Below are 17,548 nucleotides of genomic sequence, written 5' to 3'. Positions count from 1 at the left end.
GCTGAGGTCTGCGGCTCAGAGGAGGCGTTCGCGAACCACTCTGCTTCGTGCCTACTTCCTGTTACCCGTTTCCCAACTTCGTGGCTTGGTGGCTCCGTCGCTTCGTGGCTACTTCTTCGGCAACGGCTTGATCGACAGGAACAGCTCGTCGAGCTGCTTCTGGGCCACGGTGGTCGGAGCATTGGTCAACGGGCAGACGGCGCGCTGCGTCTTCGGATAGGCGATCACTTCGCGCAGGCTCTCCGACTTACTGAGGATCATCGCCCAGCGATCGAACCCGAATGCGATGCCGCCGTGCGGGGGCGCTCCGAAGCGCAGGCCCTCCAGCAGAAACTCGAACTTCTCCCGTGCTTCCTCCGGCGAAAGGCCCAGCACGCTGAACACCTTCTCCTGCACATCGCGGCGGTGGATACGGATGCTGCCCCCGGCCATCTCCACGCCGTTGAGCACCAGGTCATAGGCCTTGGCCCGAACTTTGCCCGGATCGGTGTCGAGCAGGTGCACGTCCTCATCCATCGGCGCGGTGAAGGGGTGGTGCTTGGCGAACCAGCGCTTCTCCTCCGCGTCCCACTCCATGAGGGTGAAGTCCACGACCCAGAGCAGGTTCCACTCGTCCTCGGGGATGATCTCCATGATTTCCGCCAGGCGGGCGCGGATGTAGCCGAGGTACTTGCACACGTCGGCAAAGCTGCCGGGCATGAAGAAAATCGTGTCCCCGGTTTTCGCGCCGGTACGCTCGCAGATGGGGCCGAGCAGCGGCTGTAGGAACTTGGCCACGCCGGTGGAAAACTCCGGACCGTTGGCGCCGTCGATGACCTTGGTCACCGGCAGGCCGGCGCCGCCCATGCCCTTCACTTCCTCCGTGAGCCCGTCCGTGACTTTCCTGGTCAGCATGTCGCCGCCGGAGGCCACGATGCACTTGACCATGCCGCCCGCTTCGATCGCGGATTTGAAGACCTGGAAGTCGCTGTCGCGGACGAGATCGGTGACGTCCTGAAGCTCCAGCCCGTAGCGCATATCCGGCCGGTCGGTGCCGAAACGCTGGAGGGACTCCGCCTCGGTCATGCGCGGCAGCGGCGTCTTGATGTCGATGCCGAGGGCCTCCTTGAAGATGCGCTTCACGCAGCCTTCGACCATCGTGAGGATGTCCGACTGGTCGACGAAGGCCATCTCCATATCGAGCTGTGTGAACTCCGGCTGGCGGTCGGCTCGCAGATCCTCGTCGCGGAAGCAGCGGACGATCTGCGCGTAGCGATCGAACCCCGCGATCATGAACAACTGCTTGAAGATCTGCGGTGACTGCGGCAGGGCGTAGAACGCGCCCGGCTTGACGCGCGACGGAACCAGATAGTCGCGAGCGCCTTCGGGCGTGGACTTGGTCAGGAACGGGGTTTCGATTTCCACGAAGCCCTGATCGTTGAAGTACTCACGGATCGCCCGGCCGATCGTGTGGCGCAAGCGCAGCTTGGCCTGCATCTCCGGGCGGCGAAGGTGCAGGAAGCGATACTTGAGGCACAGGTCTTCGTTGGCCTCGAATTCGTCGTTGACCTGGAAGGGCAGCGGATCGCAGCGGCTGAGGACTTCCAACTCTGCAACCTCGACCTCGACTTCACCGGTGGGAAGTTTGGGGTTGACCCACTCACCGCGGTGGACGACGCGCCCGCGAGCGGACACCACGTCCTCGTTGTGCAGCGAGCGGGCAATGCGGTGCGCCTCGGGCGAATGGTCGGGATTGCAGCGCAACTGCGTAATACCGGTGTGGTCGCGAAGGTCGATAAAGGTCATCCCGCCGTGGTCGCGAGCAGAATGGACCCACCCGGCCAGAATCACTTCCTGGCCGACGTCACCGGCTCTCAGGTCCCCGCAACGATGCGATCGCTTGTTATAGGGAATGCCCAACGTTCTCTCCTTCATCCTTCAGGCACGCTGACCATGGTTGTTCGAGCAGGGAGCACTTGCGCGGCATCCCCCGAGTTTCGGACTCTCCGCGCCCCCCTGGGCGCGGAGCCTACTTTGCCGATCCTGTCGGAACGGCGGCCTTGGGGCCCTGCTTGCAAGATCGGACATCTTGCAGATCGTGTGTCGGAAAATCAAATCCGGCACGCGAGGGGGGCGAGAAAGTGGCGCCCTCCATAGGTAAATAACGCGCATGGGCGCTCACTCGGCGAGCGGAAAAAAGCGCGCGCGCCCCTAAACCCACCGCCGGCAAGGGTCTAGCCGCACCGCCGCCGGCGCCCGCGACTTGACCCGACAGTGCAAACAGGGCGATACTACGCCGCCGGGAGCGGAAATGGGCGCATTCCGCCTCCGGAACCGAGGTGGCCCGCCGATGTCAAGCGGCGTGGCCGGGCTTGATGGACCTGCATCGAGGACGATTGCGTGAATCACCACCCCAAAATCAGCATCAGGAAGTGGATTCGGCACCAAGGAAGCCGGGTGGGCGCGGCTGCCCTGAGCCTGAGCCTCGTGTTCGCCGGAGGCAATTGTGACTCGCTCAACCCGTCGTTTGTCGATCTTGTCGATGGCGCGGGAACCGGCGCGTTCACCACCCTCCAGAACGCTCCCGGGCACCTCGTGGTTCAGTTGGTCAATAATGCCGAGGTGGACGAGCGTCTCGTGGCGTACCTGGAGGGGCAGGGGCTGAATCTGACGAATGCCGAGAAACGGGCGCTTCGCCCGCGATTCAGAATGCGGATTAATGTCACTTTTACAAATGGAGTCACGTCGCAATTCGAGTTCGTGGACGGTAGCACGATCCTGATTGACCCCCGTTTCAACGTCGATTTGTTCCCCGATTTGACTCAGAACGACCTGGACAACGCGGTCGTGGTCTGTGACGTCGCGCAGGTTGAGGTCGACCCCAATAGTGATATCGAGGTTTTCGTACCGGTGGAGCTGCTCGGGTACGAGCTTGTGACGGTAACGCAAGGCGGCGACGTAACGTCCCGGTTCGAGCTTCGCGAGACGATCCCGCCGCAGTTTCGCGTACTGCGATTGGATACAGTGGACGAGGACGGGAATACGGTGCTTCAGGCCAACATCCCGGTCCGGCGGGCGCCGGCACCGGCTGACGCACCGGTTTGCGGCTCGGTCATTGCCATCGAGATCACCGGCGTCCTGCGCGTGCCATTCCTGGCGGCGGTGGGCGGCGACGCGCCCAGTTATGATCGGCAGGACCCGAACGCGGTCGCGTCGATCGGAGGGCGCTACGAATTCATCGTGTCTGTGCAATAACAGGAAGATCCGGCCGGCGGGTACGTGTAGGCCGGAGGAACGGGAATCGAATCCCCCATGAGCAAGAGAACGTTGCAGATTTTCAAGTGGGCGAGCGCAGCCTTCGTAACCTGCATTGTGGTCGTGGGATGCGGAGGGATCTTCAATCCGGCGTTCATCAACACGACCCTTGGGGGAGCCTTCCCGGTAACGCCCGGGCCCGAGGCGGCGTTCGTGTTCGTCCGGTGCGTCAATGAAACCGGTCAGAATGCCGAGTTCATCGTGACGATCGAACGGGCCGTAATCGAGCGCGACGCCGAGGGCAATCCGCTTGTCGACGACTCGGGTAATGCCATCACGCGTCCGGTCCGCGAGACCAAGCGCCTCAATGCGGGCGCGAATGCACCGGGCAACGAAATCGGCGTGCTGTTCTCCTGCCGAGAATCACCGGTAAACGTCGTCGGCCTTGGCGAGAACCTTCTGCCGACGGACACGGCCGTGTTCGTCGGCGGCGGCACCGCTACAGGTACGCCGGGCACCGGCGTGCCCGCCGAGGGCGTCAATCCACTGGTGCGGACGGCGGGGAATTTCGGATGTGGCGACACGATCATCTTCCGCATTATTCGGCGGCCGGGCGTGACCGGAAACGCCATCATCCAGTCGTTTCTGCTGCCGGGTTTTGAGCAACCTTCCGTGTTCACGGGACCGAATACGTTTGTCAATCTTCAGGATTACCTCGAGTCGCAGACACGCGAGAACGACTAATTTCGACCAGGGACGGATCGACCATGTCCAAGCTTTCGAGCAGTCGATGGATTCGTGCGGCCGCATCGGCCATGATGTTCGGCACGATTCTCTCCACGCAATGCACAGCCCGGTTCCGTGATTCCGTCGTGGACGGAATCACGAGCTATATTCTCTCTCCGCAGATTCCAGCGGCGATTGCGGCGTGCGTGGATGAATCGGGCGAGACCACTTCGCTCTTCTGCCCCTCGTCTTCGAGCCAATAGGCTGGAGTGCTGCTGCACCTCAGCAAACGTGATCGGCCGGCATACCGTTGAGCAGACGATGCGACCGGATATGATGGCGGTTTGCCCCGGCCGGCGCGTCGAGCGCCTGCCTGAGACAGTATTTCGGATTCGACGGCGCGGTCGATCCCGGCGGCTTCGAGTTTGGAGCGGTTTCCTTTTCCGAATCGACACTACCAAGAGGAAAACGGCATGAAGCATAGGGCGGATTACCGGTGGCGGCGGATCGCGGAAGCATCCTTCCTGATGCTCTTGCTGAATGTCGTCGCCGTCGGCTGCCGGGAGGAGAAGCCGGCCGCGAAACTGGTCCCGCTCGAGGGTCGCGTTCAGAAAATCGAACCCGGCCCGGACGGCACGGGACGGATTATGGTCACGTACCGCGCTGATCGCGGCGGGCACGAGCAGGAGCTGGAGGGCGTCGGAGAAGTCACGCGGGAGACGGAGATCGTGATCGATGGTGTCGTTTCCCGGCTGGAGGACATTCGCGTCGGTGAAAACATCAGCGGGGACGTGCGGATCGAGGGTTCGGGCGCGTCGAGAAAGCAGATTGTGCTGAGGATACAGGTAGATCGGGCACGATCGCTGGATGCCGGGTCGAACTGAGCGGATGCTCTTTCAGACAGATCCAGATATGGCGAGAGCCGGGATGATGATTGGATCGGGGTACGCTCGCGGGGTGTTCGCCCGGGCTGTGGTTTGCCTGTTGATGATGCTGGGCTGGCTGGGATCGCCACGCTCGGCATGGGCTGGGACGGACGAAGAACCTTCCCGGCTGACGATCGCCGCCAGCTCGGATATGGCTGAACTGGTTCACCGCCTGGGCGACGCTTTCAAGAGAACCAACGACGACGCGACCATCGAGACAACCGCCCTGCCCAAGCCCTTCGCCCTTTCAGCACTGGAAAACGGGAAGGCGAATCTGGTAGCACTGGCTCGACCGCTGACGGAAGCGGAACGCAATCGTCTCAAGGCGCCCCGTCAGCCCTCGGTGCTGGGCGTCCCCATCGCGATTTCCGCCGGAGTGGTCGTCGTGCATCCACAACACCGATGCCGTCAATTGACGGTACATCAGGCGTTTCGAGTGCTCGCTGGAGCAGTCGGACGGTGGGAGCAGCTAGGGGTAGACGGCACGGACGTCCTGGAGCCCGTCGGCGACACGAACAGCGTGGCGCCAGATTCCTCAGGGCCGGATGCCCACGGTCACGACCGTGCCAAAGACGAGTCGCCCCGCGTTGTCGTGCTTCGCCCGCCAGCGGACGGTGACCTGGTTTCTGCATGGACGATTCGGTCCACACCCGGACTGGCGCCTCCGGATTACCGAGAGGGCATGCCGCTCGACGGGATCGCGCAGCGCGTTGCGGCCGAGCCACTGAGCATCGGCGTTACGGAATTCGGGCGCACGCGAGGCGCTCAGATGCTGGCAATTTCTTCGAGCGCATCCAGCGAGGCCGTAGCGCCCACGCCCGAGAGCATCCGCGATCGCCGTTATCCATTGGCCTACTACGTTTACCTCTATGTCCCGGCCGATGCGCCGGAAGAAGTCTGGCGATTCGTGAGCTTCGCGCTCTCCGCCTCGGGGCAAGGGGCAATCGCGGATTCAAGTGTGTACCTCCCCCTGGCCGCGCCGTCGCCGAAGGACGAATAGCGCAGCAGAGAGCCCGCTTCGCGTCCATCGAGTTGACCTATCGATCAGGGCGTATTCGCGTAAAAGGCTTTCCAAATTTCCTGTGCGAACAATGCGTGGGCCTTCTCGTTGGGATGGGGGTCGATGGCGCTGACGGTGAGCTCTTGCGGATCAACGCCCTCCGTTTGCCGGAGGAGATCCACGACGGACACTCCGCGCTGCGTGAAAAACTGTTCGAGTTCGGCAAACAACCGTGCCTGGTCCACGCTGTCGGGGCCGACGCGTAGGAAAGGGAGAAGTGCAACACGAAGGACGATCCCACCCTCCACGCATTCGCTCACGAATTCCGCCAGCCGCGCATCCTGGGCGGACCGGATCGCGGGGTCGGCATATCCCTGAGCCAGCCAGGACTGGTAAAGTCGTACGGTGGGCCGGCGCGGCAACCACACCCGCGTATAGAGATACTCGTAAAAGGGTGATCGATCCGGATCGAAGAAGCCTTGGGGTGGTGGCTCGCGCGGGTTGAAGTCGTCCGTGGTCGGGATGAGATCCTCGATGTCGTTCGGCACGTAGCAAAGGACGACTTCGTCAACACCGAACGTAGAAATCAACTCTCGCAAGTGGCGAAGCTCATCGCCGGTATCCCAACCCGGCCGCGCGGCGTTGAGCACCTCGAATGGGCCCGGGTAGCTCTCGTTCAGGCGCTTCTCGATCTTCTCGGGAAAGCGATCCGCTTCGTCTTCGATTCCCCAGCCGTAGGTAAACGAGTCGCCGACGAACGCGATCCGGTATACGTCCGGGGGCTTAGGCACGGTCCACTCCTCGTCACGACAGCCCTGGCGATTGAGTCGCGTATACAGCGCGAACCAGCGGCGGGCGGGGAGGGACAGGCCGAACGAATCGGTGTAGACCGCGAGGAATCGAAAGTAACTTTCGCCGACGAGAAATACGGCACCGGAGAGGCAGAAGAAGACGAGGATGTTGCCGAGAACAAGACCGCGGCGTGTGCGTTTCCTGATCGGGTAATACTGGAAGAAGCACCAGGTGTGGATGACAATCGAGAGGAACAGCACCCACCACAGCAGGTAATCGGCAAGGAAGCCGAACACGCCGCTGGTCAGCATCCCGACGGCTCCAGGGAAAGGTCAAGCGCCGGTGCCGAATGCGTGATCGCCCCGACGGAGATGCGGTCCACGCCGGCCTCAGCCACTTGGCGGACCGTGGCGAGATCGATACCGCCCGAGGCTTCCAGCCGGACTTTGCCGCGAAGCCCGAATGCATCACGAAGGGCCACCGCCTCCCGCATGGTTGCGACAGACATGTTGTCGAGGAGGATAATGTCGACGCCAACGACTTTGAGGAGTTCTTCGACATACATCATGCCGGGCGCCTCCACTTCAACGAAGGTGGGGTTCACACCCCATTGACCCAGCCGATTGAGCATGTCGAAAACCACCGCGCCGACGCGTGTGGGCTCCACCCCGGCCAGATGGTTGTCCTTGATCAGGACGGCATCGTACAGGCCGGCACGATGGTTCTTGCCGCCGCCACAACGCACGGCGTATTTTTCGAGCGCCCGCCACCCGGGCGTGGTCTTGCGGGTATCGGTGATGACCGCGGACGTTCCGGCCACGGCGTCGATGAAGCTCCGCGTAGTCGTGGCAATTCCGCTGAGTCGCTGGAGAAAGTTCAGCAGGACCCTTTCGGCGGCGAGAATCGAACCGACAGGACCGCGGATGCGGGCGAGTTCCATTGGAACTTTCTCGATCCGCTCGCCGTCGTTTCCCGACGGTGACCAGGAACATTCGATCGCTGCATCATAGGCATGCAGTACAAACGGGACGATTTCTCTGCCCGCAAAAACGCCCGGCTTCTTCACCACCAGTGCAAACGTCGCATCGGCCTTGAGATCGGCCATCAGTTGTGTGGTGATGTCCCCGCGCTCGCCGAGATCCTCCCGGCGGGCCATGGCGATCAATTGTGAAAGATTCTCGTCGAATACCTGCTGCATGACGGTCATTGTCGGCGGGAGTGCCGAGCGGAGCAAGCGTCAGCACGGCCGCAGTGTGCCAAGGCACTCCGCAGTCAGCGCAGAAGAATGGCCGAGTCTTCCTTCGGGACGACACGACCGATGGCGACCGCCGGACGAGGACTTCGACTTTCCAATGACGAGCCGTAGGCATCCACGCGATCGGCCGGGAGCGCAATGAGCAGACCACCCGACGTCTGGGCATCGGCGAGAATCTTCACGAGGACGTCATCGACGTCGCCGACGAGGCGCATGTGGGACGCCACGTGCTCCAGGGTGGCACGATGGGATCGGGTGAGATGCCGCTTGCGAGCCAGCAGGGTCACATCGGTAAGCAAAGGAACCGAAGCGGCGTCAATCTCGAGGGTCACACCGCTTGCCAATGCCAACTCCAGCCCGTGCCCGAGCAGCCCGAATCCGGTTACGTCGGTGGCCGCGCTGACGCCGACTTCAACCATTGCCTCGGAGGCGGCGGCATTCAGGTCGATCATGCAGTCGACGGACTCCGCCAGCTGCGACTCGTCGATCTTCCCGGCGCGGAACGCAGTGGCGAGCACACCGCTTCCCAGAGGTTTGGTAAGGATGAGGATGTCGCCCGGGCGGGCCCCGGCATTGGTGACGACCCTGGCGGGATCCACCAGCCCGGTAACCGCCAATCCGTATTTGATCTCCGTGTCGCGAACGCTGTGCCCGCCGACGGTGACGGCGCCGGCCGTACGAACGCGCTCGTCTCCGCCGCGAACAATCTCGGCGGCGATTTCGGCGGGCAGCACGTCATCCGGAAAACAGAGGATGTTCATGGCCGTGACGGGTCGCCCCCCCATGGCATACACGTCGGAGAGGCTGTTTGCGGCGGCGATTCGGCCGTAGGCGAACGGATCGTCCACCAATGGCGGAAAGAAGTCGACGGTCTGGACAAGGGCGGTGGACGGTCCGATGGCGTAGACACCGGCGTCATCGAGACGGGCGGTGCCAACCAGGAGGTTTGGGTCGGAAGGGGTCGGCAGGACGCGCAGAACCTGCGCCAGGGCTCCCTGGGGGAGCTTGCCGGCTCAACCCGCGCAGCTCGAATAGTCCGTCAAGCGAATCTGGCGCGAGGGGGTCATGGCGTTGCAGTGTAGGCGCCGCGGGTTGCGGCGTCACGCCGGCAACTCGCCGCAACCGGAAGCGTCGCCGATCGGTACAAGTGCGTGGGGGAGGAGTCTGCCCCGGGTGCTCATGGGACCGGGTCGTGCTGGACAACAGGCAAGCGCGCTGCACAATGCAGCGTCCCAACGGTCGCAGTCGGCCGTAAACCGGCGAACGAGGTTCTCAGTATGTGTTTTCGCGGATATTCGTGTCTGGCGCTGGCGCTTGTCACCGCCACGTCGGCGTTCGCACAAGAGAAGGTCGTCAATCAGCGTCCCGGATTGCAGGCGCACTTGCGCGTGCCGGCCGTCCCGATGATTCCCGGACAGCCCGTCTGGGTCGGTTTCTCGATCGAGAATTCGTCCGATGAATCGGTGACGCTGACGGTCCCAGGAACGGAGCCGGCCATCCCGTCCCCGGAAATGGGACTTCCGCTGCCCCACGTATTCAGCGGCGTCACGACCCCCCCCATCGTGTTGGAAGGGATGGCGGGCAGTCGATGGGACGCGCCGCTGGGTTTCCGCAGGCCGGACGAGGCGCCGATCCTCATTCTCGCGCCGCACAGCTCCGTGGGAACGACGGTGGATCTTCGGGAGTACTACCCCGCGCTGCGCGGGGCGGGGAACTATCGGATTACCTGGCAACCCTACGACGGGGCCGCAGCCGCGGCTTCGGCCAATATCCGCATCGAGACTCTGAAGCAGGCGATCATCACCACGGATGAGGGGCGCATGACGCTGCGATTTTTCTACGAGGATGCCCCGCAAACGGTGGCCAATTTCATCGAACTGGCCACCGATCGATTCTACGACGGCAAGACCTTCCACCGGCTCGAGCCGGGGTACTTCATTCTCGGCGGGTGTCCCCGTGGCGATGGAACGGGGATCCGGCTAGACGGCAAGCGCGTGCCGGCTGAGTTCAACGACCATCCGTTTCGAAAAGGAACGGTGGCCATGGCGCTGCTGAACGACGATCCGGACTCGGCCAGCAGCCAGTTCTTCATCTGCAACACACGGCAGAAGGAATGGGACGGCAAATACACGGCATTTGCCGAACTGGTCGGCGATGAGTCCTTCGAAACGCTCGACCGTCTGATGGCCGTTCCGGTCAATGAACAGGGGCGCCCCGAGCGTGAGCTCGTGATGCGCACGGTACGGGTCAGTGAGGCGCCTTCGGATATGTACGCGGCTTCCCCTGCGACCATGCCCTGACACTGGGCGCCGCCTCATCCCTGTCAGGCAATCCCTACGCAAACGGGGTACAAGAGCCCACCCACGCACCAGCTGGTGTCCCTATTGGCCCGCCTGCGCCGGAGCCGCGCGGGAGGGATCCGACCATTCTGTATCCGGGTGCGCAAGCAGCAGCTCTTGGGCGATGCCGGTGATCCCATTATCCTTCCAAGCGGAAAGGGCCCGAGTTCGGTCGCGGGACAAACTTCTTCATCAGGGATTCAATCGAAAGGATGCCGGAGCCATGATGGGACGCGTTCGAGCGCCGGAGCTCACGGCCAACCTGGGTTGGCTGAATACGGACCGCCCGCTCAGCTTCGCCGAGGAGCTTCGCGGGCAGGTGGTTGTGCTGGACTTCTGGACCTATTGCTGCATCAACTGCATCCACATCCTGCCCGATTTGGCGTATCTGGAGGAAAAATACGCCGACCAGCCGGTGACGTTTATCGGCGTGCACAGCGCCAAGTTCAGCAATGAGGCGTCGCGAGAAACGATCCGCGCCGCGATTCTCCGATACGAGATTCGTCACGCGGTGGTCATCGACGAGGACATGAAGATCTGGCGGGCCTACGCTGCCCGCAGTTGGCCTACCGTCGTCGTTGTGGACGCGAAGGGCGTGGTTTCGTGCGTGGCCGCGGGGGAAGGGAACCGAGAGACGCTGGACCAGGCCATCGCCCAGGCGCTGGCGCAGGGTCGGGCCGAGGGCAGCTTGGCGCCAGGCCCGCTCGAGCTGCAACGGGAGGGCGAAGTCCGCGCTGCATCGGGACTGGCGTTCCCCGGCAAGGTCCTGGCGGACGCGGCAGCCAATCGGCTGTTCATCGCCGATTCGAATCACAATCGCATCCTGGTGGCCGAGCTTCCCGACGAGAACGGTCATAGCCGTGTTCTGGCGGTGATCGGCTCGGGCAGCGCAGGTCGCGACGACGGCCCACCGGACCGGGCCACGTTCAACCATCCGCAGGGGCTCGCCTACTCCCGCGGCAAGCTCTACGTCGCGGACACCGAGAACCACCTGATCCGCGCTATCGACCTGAATGCGTACACGGTGACGACGGTCGTCGGAACCGGAGAGTTGAGCAACGATTGCGCAGGTGGTGCCATGGGCACGGCACAGGGCATCAATTCTCCCTGGGACCTGACCATCGAGGGCTCGACCCTCTACGTAGCCATGGCCGGTCGGCATCAGATCTGGCGCATCGACCTGCCGGTGGGATTCGCTCGGGCGCTTGCGGGATCGGGGCGGGAGAACCTCGCCGACGGGCCGACGGAGACCGCGGCACTGGCCCAGCCATCGGGCATATGCATGCTCAACGGCACGATTTATTTCGCGGACAGCGAGGTCAGCGCCGTTCGGGGCATCGACATGGCCACCGAGCAGGTGTTCACGGTGATCGGTGAAGGTCTGTTCGTCTTCGGTGACGTGGACGGATCGTACCCCGACGCTCGTCTGCAGCACCCGCTGGGCGTAGCGCCGTGGGGCAACGTGCTGCTCGTAGCCGATACGTACAACCACAAGATCAAGGTCGTCGACCCGGGCGGGCGAACGGTTCGCACGCTGCTGGGCACGGGCAAGCCGGAAGCCTCGGCTGGTGACGGTCAGGTCGCGTTCTTCGAGCCGGGCGGACTTTCGGTGTCCGGGCAACGGCTGTTTGTGGCGGACACCAACAACCATCGTGTCGTCGAGCTCGACCTGGCGACACAATCCTGGCGCGAAGTCGTGCTGACGGGGATCTCAGGAATCGGCGGACGCGAGGAGGAAAGCGAGACACCGACGACGAAACTCGCCCCGGTGAACATCGCCCCGGATCGCAGTATCGATCTGCTGCTTCATCCCCTGCTACCCGAAGGGGCGCATCTGAACGGTGAAGCGCCGTGGTCGGTACGCATTTCCCTTGGTGACACGGTCGTGTCCCAAGTGACGGGCAAATCGTCCGAGCTGCCGTTGCTGGTCAAGCTCCCCGCCGGCGCCGTCCGCGAGGGAACGTGGAGCATTCTGGCCAGCGTAACCTATTGTACGACTGCCGACGGCGGTCTATGCGCGCCCGGCACACACCGCTGGACGGTCCCCGTACGCCTCTCGGGAACGGATTCCGTTCTGCGGCTTGATGGGCGCTAAAACGGTTCGGTTACGGCGTTGCCTTGAGCAGGTATGAATCCACCGCGTAGATTTCCACCCGGCGGTTAAGTGCTCGGCCTCGCTCGGAGGAATTCTCGGCAACAGGTCGATACATCGACGCGCCTCCGGCCACCAGTCTGGCCGCACCCACACCATGGTCCTGGAGGTAGCGAACGACGGCCAAAGCCCGCTCGGTGCTCAACTCCCAGTTGTCCTTCCACCCACTCTTCTTGATGGGCTGGTTGTCGGTGTGGCCGATGACGAAAACGTCCTTCTCCTGATACTGCCCGGAGATGGTGCTGACGATGCCGTCCAGCGTACGAAGGGCCTCAGGTCGAAGCACGGCTTTTCCGGAAGGGAATAGAACCTCTGTCTCGATCGCAATCATCGCACCGCCGGGTACGGCGGTCCAACCCGGCGCGGCTTCCACGGGCGTCGAGGCGTCGGCGAGCTCGCCCCGCAAATTCTCGTTTTCCTGCTGCGCCGCAAGAAGTCTACGATTCAGTTCGTCCACGTCCTGGCTGGCTGTGGTGAGGTCGCCGCGCATGCGGTTGAGTTGATCGGCAAGCCGCTGGTTGGCGTCCTCCAGCATGGACATCCGCTGTTTCTGATTGCTTGCACAACCGGTCGTCAGAAATCCCAAACCACAGATCAGGACCAGACCGCTCATCGCCTGCCTGGACATGGAACAACCTCCATTCGTTTCAGATGTTCGCCGGCTATCGATGCGCGAGCGGCCATACCGCGTCGCACCGCATCGGCGTTGTCGGAAAAATGCGCGGACTGCCGTCCACCGCAGCCGCCCCGGTAGCGACCATAGCGATTCGGCCGACGAAACGCAACGATAACGCATCCTTCAGGAAAACGGAGCCTGTGAGTTGTTGAAGAGCAGGTAATTCACGTTGCTGATGGCCCTCTCCAGAAAAGGCCAGCGGAGGAGTTGGTCGTAGAAAACCACGACGATCAGGAACGCCAACGAAAGCCACGGACCCAGCGGGATCGCCCGGCTGCGTTTCAAGGGAAGGGCCAGAATCCAGCCTCCCAGCGCTAGTACGCAGGTCAGAAAAAGGCCGAGGGCGACGACCGGCCAGCCGGCAACGCACCCCGCGGCGGCCATCATGTGAATATCGCCTGAACCGAACGCCTCGCGACCAAACAGGAGCGTGAATCCGATACGGACGGCCCAACCGATTGCTCCGGCAACGACGAACCCGCTCGCGGCGGTGGCCAGACCATACAGTGGCTGCCAATGGCGGAATAGGCCGAAGTCGGACAGATGCAGGGTCGAGTGCAGCGAGCGGGCCGCGTCCTCGGTAAACGTGCCGCCCCGCGACATCAACCAGAGTCCGATGATCCCGCCCGCAATTGCCGGCAGCAGCAACGCCAGTTCTTCCAGCACCATACGCCGAGCCCCGAAGCGCTCTTCGTGAATCGCCTCGACGATGTGCTGATCCGACTCGCGCGGCGTCATGCCCAGTCGTGCGACGAGCAGGAACAGGAGGAACATGACGCCAAGCAAGCGCCAATCGTTTGCCGCTGTGCCATATCCCAGTTCCGCCAATGACATCAGTGTCAGCAGGACCGTAAGCGCGGCAATGAACAGCCATCCACCCCAAGGGATCGTGACAGTTTTCCAGAGCGTTCGCGGATTCGCCACCGGCGGCGCAACGCCGATTTCGGCCGCCGGGCCGGTCAGCATCGCCGCCTCGCTCGCTGTGGGGAATCCGGGGGAATCCGAAGCAACCGTCAATGATTCTTCAGGTCCATCGACGTCGTTCTCGTCAAAATCCTCGGGATCGACACGCGGCTGGCAAACCAGGATAACCCAGGTGAGACCCAAGCCGCCGAGAGCAAAGATCGATCCTATGGCCGTGGAGTCCCAGGGTCGGATCCACTCCATCGAGTGCCGGGGCGTCCAGATGGTGTGTGCGGCGAATCCGACGATCGTCGCGAAGTGCGTGAAACGAATATCCACCCAGTAATGCTCAATATCGATGGCTGACATGGAGAGGAGGCTGGTGAACAGGACCAGGTGGGCGAGCAGGATCGGCCAATCCACCGCGAGTTTGTCGGTCAGGCCGAATTGTGATTGCAGCAGTCCGCCGCGGGTATGGGCGACGAAGAACGCATCCACAATGGCCAGGACTACGATTGCAGTCAACGCTTCCACGACGAGATAACGCTGGGAAATGGTCCGGTGGCAGTCTCGGCATCTCCCGCCCAGAACGAGGTAGCTGACGATGGGCAAATTATCGTACCAGCGTATGCGTGATCCGCAGTGCGGGCACATCGACCAGATCGGATCTCGGAGGGACAGGTTGCGCGGGAGGCGATAGATGACGACGTTGAGGAAACTGCCAGCGCACAGGCCCAGCGCTGCGAAGAACGCCATCCACCAAAGGGTCGCCAGCAGGCTCAATCGTGACCGTCCTCCCCGAGGCTGTGATACTCCATTGCAGCGCGAATCGGACCCGCCTGTTTTGATCGGCGGTTGGAGACATCAGATGGTCTTGTGCGTTCCATCGCACCACGGCAGGGACGCACTGCGATGGCATTGGCAGACGGACTTTCGTCCTGTTTCGGTGACCTCGCACACGACCGGCGACAGGCCGGTCTGCTCGCGGCTGTGCGTCCCGTCGCAATAGGGCAAACGGGCCGAGAGCCCACATTGACAATAGGCCTTCTTTCCGGGGGTTTCCTCCACGACCATCGGCCGTGTTCCGTGTTTCGGTTCAGCCATCCGAGCGTCCTCCTGCAGTCCCCTTCAACCTTCCCCCTACCCGCCACATGGCCCGGTCCCCGCTGAGACCAGGTTCGTCGACCAAGCCGGCAACGTCGGCGGCATGGTAATCGACTTCCGCGATCCTGACAGCACGGAGAGCCGCATGGCTGCGTCCGTCCCGGGAACCACCCGATTGCGGGCTACGTAAGGTCGGCCCGATTCGTGACCGATAACTCGATCAGGCTACATGTGCCCCATGAGGAAGACTACCCCCAAGGAGGAGAAATCGTGGCCGACCTGAAGGACTGCGTACGAGCCTACTACGACGAGTTCGCCGGCGTGTACGACACGAAACACGGCGTCTCGGGAGCGGGACAGGCCTACAACTTCCGCACGTACTACGAGCCGTTTCTGACCCGCCACGTACCCGCAGGAAGCCGCGTGCTCGAGCTGGGCTGCGGGACGGGCGTCTACACCCGGTGGCTGACGGATCGCGGGTGCACCGTAACGGCCATGGATATCAGCCCGGCCATGATCGAGCAGGCGCGGAAACGCAGTCCGGATGCGACATACGTCGTCGGGGATTGCGAGAGACCGCTGGAACATCTTCCCGAGGAAGACAGGCGCGACGCTTTCGATATCATCCTCGGCATCAACACGTTCAGTTACTACCCGAACAAAGAGTCCGCCCTGAAGGGATACTACAACCTGCTCAAGCCCGGCGGCCGGATCGTCTTCATCGACATGAATGGGACGTGCCCGCTGTATCGCATCATGAAATGGACGGGTAAGAACGAGATGCCCCAATGGTATCCGCACATACGCCAGTCCAACGACCGGCGACTCCGCGAGCTTGCGGGTGCCGCAGGGCTGCGCATCGCGGGATTGACCCACTTCGTGTTCATCCCCAACGCACTTGGATCGTTGGCCGTGACGCTTCTGCGTCCGATCGACGCGCTGCTGAGCCGATTGCCGCTGATTCGAAACTGGTCCATGCGCGTGGCGCTGCTTGCCGAACGAACGTAAATCAATGGACGGTGTTTTTCGATATTGGGGCTTCTCGCCGGAGTCCTGGGCACGCTCAATCGAGCAGCACGGGTGGCTGGAACCTCAGCCTGCCGGGCCGGCACGGGTCGTATTCGGACGGGTTGAACCGACGCTCGCTTTGCTGGAAGAAGCCGGGCCATACCGCGAGAACATCGAGTCCGGTTGGTGGAGCTGGTTCCTGCTGCCCGAAGGTCCGCAGGTTCGCGGCGATTCATTGGCTCGTGTTGAGACCGGGAACGGCGATAAACTCGATCTTGTCACGCGAACCACGGCCGGCAAGATTCGGCTGCACTTTGACGTCGATGCGACAATCTCGCTTATCCGCAACGAACGCTACCTGACCCATCGTCCGCCGCTGTACGTCCGCATGGGCGTCCTGCGACTTCCGCTTCCCGCCACCTTGCGCATGGGCGGACTCAAGCTGCTCCGCGCGGTGCGATCTCTGAACCACAGCCGGGTCCCGCCATTCCCCAACGGCGCGCTCGACCCATCCGTCGATTTCTGGCTCTACTGGCTGCGTACGCAGATCGAACGAGCGACCGGAGAGCAGGCGATTCCACTCTGGCCCGAAGGCAAACGCTGTGCGGTCGCGCTTACACACGACATCGACACGGCTTATGCCTTCCGAAGGCCGGGGACCCTGGAGCGATTCACGGAAATCGAAAAACGCCGGGGGCTGCGCTCGACGTGGATGGTGGTCGGCTCACTCCTCGAGGGGGGACGAGTCAGCCTGGATGAGCTCTGCGCCGAGGGTCATGAGATCGGCTTTCACAGCGCGCGGCACGATCATCGGCTGGCGTTCGCGCCCAGTGAGGAGATGCGCCGCGAGCTCAGTGAGATCGAGCCGCTGCGCAATCGTTACGGGGCCGTCGGTTTTCGATCGCCCAATTATTTGCGGACGCCCCGGCTATTCCGCGAGCTTGACGCCTACGCCGAATACGATGCCACGGTCCCCAGCTTCGCGCGACCCATGTCGGCAATGACTCCGCGAACGGACGGCTGCTCGACATCCCTGCCGTTCACGATCGAGGGGACGGATCTACTCGAACTGCCGAACACCGTGCTGGAGGACGTGTCCCTGGAGTTTGAGGGCTGCACGCCGGAGAAGGCCGCCCAGCGACAGGCGAAAATGGCCACGTCGCTGTGGGCGCGTCATTCGCTTATCAGCGTCTGCACGCACCCCGAGCCGCAGCTCACGGCCCGGCCGCAATGGATGGAAGTTTACGGGGAGTTCGTGAAACACGTCGTGTCACTGCCGGATGTGTGGCATGCCCGCCTGGTCGACATCAACCGCCACTGGCGCGCACGAGCGGCGATGATCGAAGCGCAATGGAACACCTCGCAGCAACAGGTGCCGAGCGCCTCAATGCTGCGCCATTCGGAACCCGTTGCCGCGAGGTAATCCGGCGATT

The 17,548-nt window shown here is 62.9% G+C and carries 16 protein-coding genes; 9 read left to right on the top strand and 7 right to left on the bottom strand.

What is annotated here, in order from left to right; genetic code table 11:
• Positions 1-108 precede the first annotated feature (108 nt).
• Entirely contained in the window at positions 109-1,914 is a 1,806-nt protein-coding gene (gene aspS / locus J5J06_08480; GenBank protein MCO6437110.1) for an aspartate--tRNA ligase, read from the bottom strand.
• Positions 1,915-2,379: 465 nt separating this feature from the next.
• Between aspS and J5J06_08475 the strand changes: the two genes are divergently transcribed.
• The 5 genes from J5J06_08475 (at position 2,380) to J5J06_08455 (ending at position 5,886) form a co-directional block, all read left to right on the top strand.
• Positions 2,380-3,234 (top strand): hypothetical protein, encoded by an 855-nt coding sequence (locus J5J06_08475; protein ID MCO6437109.1) that lies wholly within the window; start codon positions 2,380-2,382, stop codon positions 3,232-3,234.
• Positions 3,235-3,291: 57 nt separating this feature from the next.
• On the top strand, positions 3,292-3,978 hold the full coding sequence (locus J5J06_08470; protein ID MCO6437108.1) for a hypothetical protein: 687 nt from the start codon (positions 3,292-3,294) through the stop codon (positions 3,976-3,978).
• 23 nt (positions 3,979-4,001) lie between these two features.
• On the top strand, positions 4,002-4,223 hold the full coding sequence (locus J5J06_08465; protein ID MCO6437107.1) for a hypothetical protein: 222 nt from the start codon (positions 4,002-4,004) through the stop codon (positions 4,221-4,223).
• 210 nt (positions 4,224-4,433) lie between these two features.
• The gene (locus J5J06_08460; GenBank protein ID MCO6437106.1) at positions 4,434-4,844 is read left to right on the top strand and encodes a hypothetical protein; all 411 of its coding nucleotides are present in this window, start codon (positions 4,434-4,436) and stop codon (positions 4,842-4,844) included.
• Between the two features lie 43 nt (positions 4,845-4,887).
• Entirely contained in the window at positions 4,888-5,886 is a 999-nt protein-coding gene (locus J5J06_08455; protein MCO6437105.1) for a substrate-binding domain-containing protein, read from the top strand.
• Between the two features lie 44 nt (positions 5,887-5,930).
• Here J5J06_08455 and J5J06_08450 read toward each other — a convergent pair whose 3' ends face one another.
• The 3 genes from J5J06_08450 to selD form a co-directional block, all read right to left on the bottom strand.
• Positions 5,931-6,989, bottom strand: coding sequence for a hypothetical protein (locus J5J06_08450; GenBank protein ID MCO6437104.1), 1,059 nt, complete (start codon positions 6,987-6,989; stop codon positions 5,931-5,933).
• Positions 6,983-7,834, bottom strand: a complete 852-nt coding sequence (nadC, locus tag J5J06_08445; protein ID MCO6437103.1) for a carboxylating nicotinate-nucleotide diphosphorylase — start codon at positions 7,832-7,834, stop codon at positions 6,983-6,985. Before nadC ends, J5J06_08450 begins: the two co-directional genes overlap by 7 nt.
• Positions 7,835-7,950: 116 nt before the next feature.
• Positions 7,951-8,922, bottom strand: coding sequence for a selenide, water dikinase SelD (gene selD / locus J5J06_08440; GenBank protein ID MCO6437102.1), 972 nt, complete (start codon positions 8,920-8,922; stop codon positions 7,951-7,953).
• Positions 8,923-9,210: 288 nt separating this feature from the next.
• On the opposite strand from selD, the gene J5J06_08435 reads away from it, so the two are divergent.
• The gene (locus J5J06_08435; GenBank protein MCO6437101.1) at positions 9,211-10,233 is read left to right on the top strand and encodes a peptidylprolyl isomerase; all 1,023 of its coding nucleotides are present in this window, start codon (positions 9,211-9,213) and stop codon (positions 10,231-10,233) included.
• A 262-nt stretch (positions 10,234-10,495) separates the two neighbouring features.
• Positions 10,496-12,367: a redoxin domain-containing protein gene (locus J5J06_08430; protein ID MCO6437100.1), complete on the top strand. Its 1,872-nt coding sequence runs from the start codon at positions 10,496-10,498 to the stop codon at positions 12,365-12,367.
• A gap of 10 nt (positions 12,368-12,377) precedes the next feature.
• Here the strand turns inward: J5J06_08430 and J5J06_08425 are convergent, their stop codons facing one another.
• The 3 genes from J5J06_08425 to J5J06_08415 all read right to left on the bottom strand — a co-directional run bounded on the left by J5J06_08425 (position 12,378) and on the right by J5J06_08415 (position 15,107).
• Positions 12,378-13,052, bottom strand: a complete 675-nt coding sequence (locus J5J06_08425; protein ID MCO6437099.1) for an OmpA family protein — start codon at positions 13,050-13,052, stop codon at positions 12,378-12,380.
• 171 nt (positions 13,053-13,223) lie between these two features.
• Entirely contained in the window at positions 13,224-14,786 is a 1,563-nt protein-coding gene (locus J5J06_08420) for an A24 family peptidase (protein ID MCO6437098.1), read from the bottom strand.
• 81 nt (positions 14,787-14,867) lie between these two features.
• On the bottom strand, positions 14,868-15,107 hold the full coding sequence (locus J5J06_08415) for a CDGSH iron-sulfur domain-containing protein (protein MCO6437097.1): 240 nt from the start codon (positions 15,105-15,107) through the stop codon (positions 14,868-14,870).
• Positions 15,108-15,377: 270 nt separating this feature from the next.
• On the opposite strand from J5J06_08415, the gene J5J06_08410 reads away from it, so the two are divergent.
• Complete coding sequence (locus J5J06_08410) at positions 15,378-16,115, top strand: methyltransferase domain-containing protein (protein MCO6437096.1); 738 nt, start codon at positions 15,378-15,380, stop codon at positions 16,113-16,115.
• Between the two features lie 4 nt (positions 16,116-16,119).
• The gene (locus J5J06_08405) at positions 16,120-17,538 is read left to right on the top strand and encodes a polysaccharide deacetylase family protein (GenBank protein ID MCO6437095.1); all 1,419 of its coding nucleotides are present in this window, start codon (positions 16,120-16,122) and stop codon (positions 17,536-17,538) included.
• The last annotated feature ends 10 nt before the right edge of the window (positions 17,539-17,548 follow it).

It is taken from the genome of Phycisphaerae bacterium (genome assembly GCA_024102815.1).
Taxonomy (GTDB): domain Bacteria; phylum Planctomycetota; class Phycisphaerae; order UBA1845; family UBA1845; genus JAGFJJ01.
The sequence above is the reverse complement of the archived record's forward strand: the minus strand, read 5'-3'. Positions and strand labels throughout refer to the sequence as shown.